This window comes from Calothrix anomala FACHB-343 (genome assembly GCF_014696435.1).
GTDB classification, from domain to species: domain Bacteria; phylum Cyanobacteriota; class Cyanobacteriia; order Cyanobacteriales; family Nostocaceae; genus Aulosira; species Aulosira anomala_A.
Map to the genome: position 1 here is coordinate 1 of NZ_JACJQG010000133.1, position 6,914 is coordinate 6,914.

The 6,914-nt window shown below is 39.3% G+C and carries 9 protein-coding genes; 2 read left to right on the plus strand and 7 right to left on the minus strand.

The annotated features are described in order from the left end of the window. Positions 1-391 precede the first annotated feature (391 nt). The 6 genes from H6G08_RS36510 to H6G08_RS36535 all read right to left on the minus strand — a co-directional run bounded on the left by H6G08_RS36510 (position 392) and on the right by H6G08_RS36535 (position 3,560). Positions 392-763, minus strand: a complete 372-nt coding sequence (locus H6G08_RS36510) for a hypothetical protein (protein WP_190552148.1) — start codon at positions 761-763, stop codon at positions 392-394. Beyond that, the gene (locus H6G08_RS36515) at positions 756-1,757 is read right to left on the minus strand and encodes an LLM class flavin-dependent oxidoreductase (protein WP_190552150.1); all 1,002 of its coding nucleotides are present in this window, start codon (positions 1,755-1,757) and stop codon (positions 756-758) included. The genes H6G08_RS36510 and H6G08_RS36515 overlap by 8 nt, the downstream gene beginning before the upstream one ends. Before the next feature lie 20 nt (positions 1,758-1,777). Further along, on the minus strand, positions 1,778-2,143 hold the full coding sequence (locus H6G08_RS36520) for a hypothetical protein (protein WP_190552152.1): 366 nt from the start codon (positions 2,141-2,143) through the stop codon (positions 1,778-1,780). Positions 2,144-2,486: 343 nt separating this feature from the next. After that, the gene (locus H6G08_RS36525) at positions 2,487-2,798 is read right to left on the minus strand and encodes a hypothetical protein (protein WP_190552154.1); all 312 of its coding nucleotides are present in this window, start codon (positions 2,796-2,798) and stop codon (positions 2,487-2,489) included. 2 nt (positions 2,799-2,800) lie between these two features. Then, positions 2,801-3,091 (minus strand): hypothetical protein, encoded by a 291-nt coding sequence (locus tag H6G08_RS36530; protein ID WP_096644287.1) that lies wholly within the window; start codon positions 3,089-3,091, stop codon positions 2,801-2,803. 40 nt (positions 3,092-3,131) lie between these two features. Beyond that, positions 3,132-3,560, minus strand: coding sequence for a hypothetical protein (locus H6G08_RS36535; protein ID WP_190552157.1), 429 nt, complete (start codon positions 3,558-3,560; stop codon positions 3,132-3,134). Positions 3,561-4,588: 1,028 nt separating this feature from the next. On the opposite strand from H6G08_RS36535, the gene cysK reads away from it, so the two are divergent. Together cysK and H6G08_RS36545 are read left to right on the plus strand one after the other, a co-directional pair. Further along, positions 4,589-5,548 carry a cysteine synthase A gene (gene cysK / locus H6G08_RS36540; protein ID WP_190552159.1) on the plus strand — a complete coding sequence of 320 codons (960 nt, stop codon included), beginning with the start codon at positions 4,589-4,591 and terminating at the stop codon, positions 5,546-5,548. 368 nt (positions 5,549-5,916) lie between these two features. After that, entirely contained in the window at positions 5,917-6,735 is an 819-nt protein-coding gene (locus tag H6G08_RS36545; protein ID WP_190552161.1) for a SirB1 family protein, read from the plus strand. Positions 6,736-6,819: 84 nt separating this feature from the next. Here the strand turns inward: H6G08_RS36545 and H6G08_RS36550 are convergent. After that, positions 6,820-6,914: transposase (locus tag H6G08_RS36550; RefSeq protein WP_190552004.1), on the minus strand; the 95-nt coding region annotated here is incomplete at its 5' end.

Consider the following 6,914-nt stretch of genomic DNA (forward strand, 5'->3'; position numbering starts at 1 on the left):
GTTATTACCCGAAACTTCAGAAACCTTTATCTACCTTGCTATGATCCGTATTATGGTGAGGCGGCTAGCATAAAATTTGACCCCTAAAAACTTTTCAAACACCCTCTAAAGCATAAGTAGGTCGTTACAATTAAAATGTCATTTGTCATTTGTCATTTGTCATTGGTCATTGGTAAGATTTTGAGGTTTATTTATATCTTGTAATATAGTTCGCTTTATTTATACCGACTTACTTACCAATTTAAATAATATTGGCGGCATATCAATATATTCTAGAGGGCATGGCAGTGCCATGCCCCTACAATCTGTCGCATTATTTGATAAACAAAAGAAGCGCTGAACGGGAAATAACCACATCAGCGCGTTTAGTTGTTTATCTGCCCTAATGATACTAAATCCAATCGCGATAAGCAGAGATTTCATTAACGCTAATCTCAAACGGCCCGCCTTTACCAAATGGGGGATAGACGCGGATTCTGGCGTTAGTGGTAAACCGTTCTAATCTGTTGCCTAGTTGGGGTATATTGCTGACTATATGCCAATAAGAAACGATATCGGGACAGTCAATAATTAGCATTAAGGTATTGCCATTGCTGGTGAGATACCATTGACAATTAGCTAATAATGTTTGGGTAATGCGATCGCAAGCTTGATAAAAGCATCTACCAATTGATTGTTCTAGCTCCAGATGTAGCATACCATCCATTTTTGTGACTTCGTTGGGTGGTAAATCGTCTGGAGGCAGTAAGGGTAACTTAGACATAATTCCGCACCTCTTGATTGTAGCGCGTCAAACTTTCCAGGTTTTTTTGCACGTTGCAAGATGAGGGTTTAATTGCCAGCGTTCCTAAATTTAATTCATCCTGAAATAATTTGATTCTGTCTCGACAGGTTTGGACATCACCAATAATTGAGTTTTCTAGCAAATAGTCTTCATCAAAACAAATATTGGTGCGATTGAATGTTTTATGCCCAGTGGAACTTTTCTGCATGACAACAGCCGCATTTGCTGTCATTTTTTGGCTAAATTGGCGGATGAAAGGTAACGCCTCTGTGACTGCTTCGTCGTATGTCCTGGCAACATAAAAGAAACGAGCTAGTACTAGGTTTTCGCAACCACTAGAATTTAAGGCTCGGTATTTAGCAACAGTATTCCGCAATCTCGGCAGAGAAAATGGCGGCCCCCCCATTAAACCAAAGGAATGTTTGGCGGCAAACCCTATACCGTCATCATCGCCAGTGGCTACATATACGGGAATTTGGCGTTGCAATGGTTTGGGGTAAACTGTGAGGCGATCGCATTGATAATATTGCCCGTTAAATGATACGTTTGTTTCATATAAAAGCTTTTCAATCAATGCCATTGCCTCTAGCATCTGCGGGCGAGATTCACCCATTGGTGTGGCAAAATGTTTATTTTGTTCGGGAAATGGCCCGCCTTTGGCTATCCCAAATAACAGTCTGCCATTGCACAGGTTATCTAAGGTGGCTATGTCTTCCGCTACCCGAATCGGGTTATGAAACGGGAGTAACACCGCAGCTGTGCCGAGTTTAATTGTGGTAGTTAAGGCGGCTAAATGCCCCATTAACACCAACATTGAGGGGCTAAGATTGGATTCACTAAAATGATGCTCGCTCACCCAAGCTTCTTCAAAACCTAAGCTTTCCGCCTGTTTTACCAGTGCAACTTGTTCTAAGATGGCACGGCGGGCATCCTGATGATAATTATCGTAATTGCAGAAAAGTCCTGTTTTCATTTTTGTGGGCGATCGCTATTTTAAGATGCAGCAACCCAATGTAACTCTAACCATAGGCGCGGATTGTTCTGCTTTAACGGCGATAACGGATCGCGTAGCAATCGCCCTGCATTCATACACACTACTTGAACTAATCCCATATTATCTGCGATTTCTCTGAGAATTTCTTTTTTGGCTTGTACAAGGGGAAGCATTTCTTCAGAACAATAAATTCCTATGTACTGTAATCGTCTAGCTGGCCTTCCCCAAAAACAGGTAATTACCTTCACATGACAATTAAGAAGTAATTCTCCAACGCTGGGGTAATAGTGATTGACGACTCTGGTAAATTCTTTGGCTAGGATGTCTTCAGCAATCATAGCAATTGATATTTCTGTAGCGTTCATCACGATATTAATATAACATAGATTTGTCAGTTAAATATGACATTTGGTTGTACTTCTTTAGTAAGATTTGTTAATTATTAAATCTTGCTTATAGACATACAAAAAGAGTGATATTTAGTTGAATATCACTCGTTTAAAAAATTATTTACAAATCCAAAATCAACAATATTTAATGGTCAAAACCTACAACTCTCCAGCCATGAAATAGAAATTTTAAAGAGATTTATATTTATCAGGGAATATCCCCAAAAAATTGGATCTTATTTCTCATTTTTGACTATTGACCATTGACTATTGACCATTGACTATTGACCATTGACCATTGACCATTGACCATTGACTATTACCGAGCATTTCTTTCCGATACTAAAACTTCTGCAACCAAATGCGGTAAATCTATCAGGTCAACATAACCTTCAGAACCGCGAATAGGCGAAATAAATGTGTAATTTGGGTCGCAAGCTCCGGTATCATAAACTTGAATAAACCAGCGATCGGGAAACCCAGGTACACTCAGTTCTACAATGTACCAACTCTCCCCCATTAGGCGAGAATTAATAACTGTAAACCAGTCTCTATCCTGCTCAGAAATATTCCATTCTGCCAAGAGAAATTCTAACGCTATTTGTCCGGCATCAGTTGCAGTTAATAGCATGGCTACTCCTTCGTGGAAACTTCCGCTTCAGCATCAGGTTGAGAATTTTCCGAGCCAGTTTCCGGATATAATCCTAATTGCTTGGCTAATTCCCGCCCAATAAAAAATAAGAATTTTGCACTATCTTGATTACCCTCATGGGCAAATACTGTAGCAACTTTCAATACTGCATACACAAAATCAGCATCAATTAATTCGGGATTTGCTTCTAGAACTTCTGGTTCTTGACCGTTAGGACATTTAAGTAGCTGATCGATTAAATCAAAATATAAAACTTGACGTTCTTCTGTCATGGTTTCCTTGTGAATTTAATTAGTGTAAATTTACCAAAGCTTACTGCTCAATACTTTGTTGCCACAATCTTTCTAGCATTTCAACTTGTTCTTTAAATACGGCATTACGATAAACAAGATATCTATCGTAAACAATAATTCCTAGCCCCATACATATAGGGGTAAACAAGAAAATCCACTCTAGGAATGTTGCTAATTGATATTGTTCGCTAGCGGTCAATTGCTGTGTTTTTAGATTAGTTACAGAGATTTGATTACTGTCTTGAATTGGCGAGGAAGTTATACCCCCTGTTTGGGGAGCCAAGATTTCATTAGCTTTAATATTATTGTTGACTTCACAAGCTAAATTCTGTGCTTTTGCTAACTCTATATGCTTGCCCCAAACCATGCTAAATACTAATAAGGCTGGAGATAAAACAGCTAAAGTAATGACACAGACTGTGAGAACATTTAAAAGCTTAACTTTCATCCTGGTTCTCCCTCTCTAGGTATTATGCACCCAGTTAGACAATAACTTTTGTTATCTAGGGACAAAAATAGAACTGATGTGCAAAAAGTTATCAGTTAACAGTTGTGATTTTGCCGTAAGTTTATCCTGAACTCTTTACTAAGCGAGGTTAGTTTAAGGCAAACATTAAGTTATAATCATAAATATAGGGAATAATAGATAGTTGATAGAAAATTAGTATTGCAAAATACTGAAATAGTTGAATTTATGTGATTTTTAATATGGCACTCAAAGCATAAAACTTAGTCTCTGATATTGATAAATAGGGGGTTAAGAAGTCCCCCCTTCATCTCCAGGTTTTGCCTGTTAACGTTGGGGGGTAGAGGGGAATCTCTGCGTAAATCCTATACGATTTATATCAGGCATATCCCTCAATAGCAGTTTAGTTGAGTGCGATCATATTTATTAAAAATATTAAACTTGTACTCAAAGGCTAGAGCTTGGATTTAGCCAATAATCCAAAAATTTTTTAGGGTATAGGTACTAGTATTTTGCAAGGACTGTCCTAGCATTTATGATTTAGGGTTCGGGGATGTTTGTACTCAAGCTCAAACCCAGACTGAGGGCTAATTCAAAGATATTTGTTGTGAATGAATGCTCAAAAATTTTGTACTCAAAGAAAATATATTTTTGCCCGAAGATATCTCAGAAAGATATAAAAATCAATAAAATTTTATAAAATCATCAATGTGTTATCGACAAACATAAAAATATCCCCATTAAATCTAAAATCAAACAAATATATTAAATTTGGCACTACCAAATTTAAAAAAGATTCCATATGTTCACCGTTAACAGTCAACAGTTAACCGTCAACGACTGATATTTTTACAATAACTATCTCAATAGATACAGTTTTGTGGTTTAGTAAGAGTACAGACCTCATGCAATCACTAACAATCAAATATCAATAAAATAGATACAAATTTACTGTTATAAAGAACAAATACCTAAGTTACTACCGGATTTAGAATTTTAGGAGTTATTGAATGCGCATTGCTAAAGATGTAACAGAACTTATTGGTAGAACACCTTTAGTTGAACTTAACAAAATTCCTCAAGCTGAGGGAGCAGTAGCCAGAATTGTGGCTAAACTCGAAGGAATGAACCCAGCCGCTTCAGTTAAAGACCGTATTGGCTTAAATATGGTACTGGCGGCGGAAGCTGATGGTTTGATTGAGCCAGGAAAAACTATTTTAGTTGAGCCAACTTCCGGGAATACAGGCATTGCTTTAGCAATGGTATCAGCAGCGCGAGGCTACAGCCTGATATTAACCATGCCGGAAACCATGAGCAACGAAAGACGGGCGATGTTACGCGCTTATGGTGCAACTTTGGAGTTAACACCAGGCCCCGAAGGGATGCGCGGCGCAATTCGCAAAGCCGAAGAAATTGTGGCTAACACTCCCAATGCATATATGTTGCAACAGTTCCGTAACCAAGCTAACCCCAAAATTCACCGGGAAACTACTGCTGAGGAAATTTGGGCGGATACGGATGGAGAAGTTGATATTGTGATTGCTGGGGTAGGTACTGGCGGAACAATTACCGGAATTGCGGAAGTGTTGAAACAACGTAAGCCAAGTTTTCAGGCGATCGCAGTTGAACCCAGCAACAGTCCTGTATTATCAGGTGGGGAAGCAGGCCCCCATAAGATTCAGGGGATTGGCGCTGGCTTTGTTCCTGATGTTCTCAAGCTGGAATTAGTAGACGAAGTAATTCGCGTCAGTGATGAACAGGCGATGGTATTTGGGCGCAGATTAGCTAAGGAAGAAGGTTTATTATCGGGTATATCTTCCGGTGCGGCTTTATGTGCAGCGCTTCAGGTAGCTAAACGTCCAGAAAATGCAGGTAAGTTGATTGTGATGATTCAGCCTTCCTTTGGCGAACGTTATCTCAGCACCTTGATGTTCCAAGATTTGACTTTGGAATCGGCAGTTGCGCGTTAGGCTATAAAAGCACTTAACCTGAAACCCACGTACTGCAAGGAAATTTATTTCCTTGCTTATAGCTTAAGTGGGATTGCTAAATAAAGGGATGAAAATTCAAAATTTGATTTCTCAAACTCTTACTCTCTGCGCCTCTGTCTTGAAAAGTTCTGAGCGGAGGTTTCCTCCGCTCAGACTTTTCGCTGCGTCTCTGTGTGAGACAAAAATCATCCCACTAATAAGCAACGCCGCTTAAGTCATCTGTACACAAAGTGTTCCCGAAGGATAGATGACTAGATATGTCTAAAGTCCAGTTAAAATAAGAATAGTTTAACCAACTGTTCTCAGTTGGCGCGCTTCATTCTTATACCTCGATTGAGCGATCGCTTATGAATTTTTCGTCAGCGCGACAATATTTTTATCAGGAGATTCAACAGCCTGACGAGCATATCAACCTGGTAAAAGCAGCTTTATATATTGCACAGGAAGAATATCCTCACCTCGATCCCCAAGAATATCTCAATGCTTTCGATACAATGGCAGCAGAATTACAAGAACGCTTGCCTGATTCAGCCTATCCATTGCGGATAATTCAAAGTATCAACCAGTATTTGTATGATGATTTAGGATTTGCTGGTAATAAAACCAACTACTACGATCCGCGTAATAGCTTTTTAAATGATGTTATTGACCGTCGATTAGGCATTCCGATTACTTTAGCCTTAGTTTATATAGAAATTGCCAGACGAATAGATTTTCCCATGATAGGCATAGGAATGCCGGGACATTTCCTCATTCGTCCCGATATTGCGGATATGGAAATTTTTGTTGATGCATTTCATCAAGGTGAAGTTTTATTTGCTCAAGATTGTGAAGAAAGACTTTCACAAATGTTTCAACAACCCGTACAATTACAACCAGAATTTTTAGCTCCAGTCAGCAATCGGCAATTTTTAGCCAGAATGCTCACCAACTTAAAATTTATTTATTTAAAAAAGCAAGAACTCGAAAAAAGCCTAGCTACCGTAGAAAGAATTTTACTATTATTTCCTGGTGTCAGTGTAGAACTACGCGATCGCGGTCTCATCTACTATCAACTCGGTCACTACCCCCAAGCCGCCGACGACCTGCAAACCTATCTTACCAAAGTCCCCGACGCAGAAGACTCCATCGCCATCCGTCGCTTACTCACCGAATTAGGAAGATAAAACAACACCCGAAAATAGCGGGAAGCTTGGTAGCCTCGTCTCTTCAGAGCGAGGCGGAAAAGCGACCCGTGGGACTTTAGTCGCCTAGTAATGATGTGGGTCTTCAATATACTTCTGGATGGTTTCAGCACTAACATTACCTGCCGTGCTGAAAAAGTAACTTTTACTCCATAAGCTAG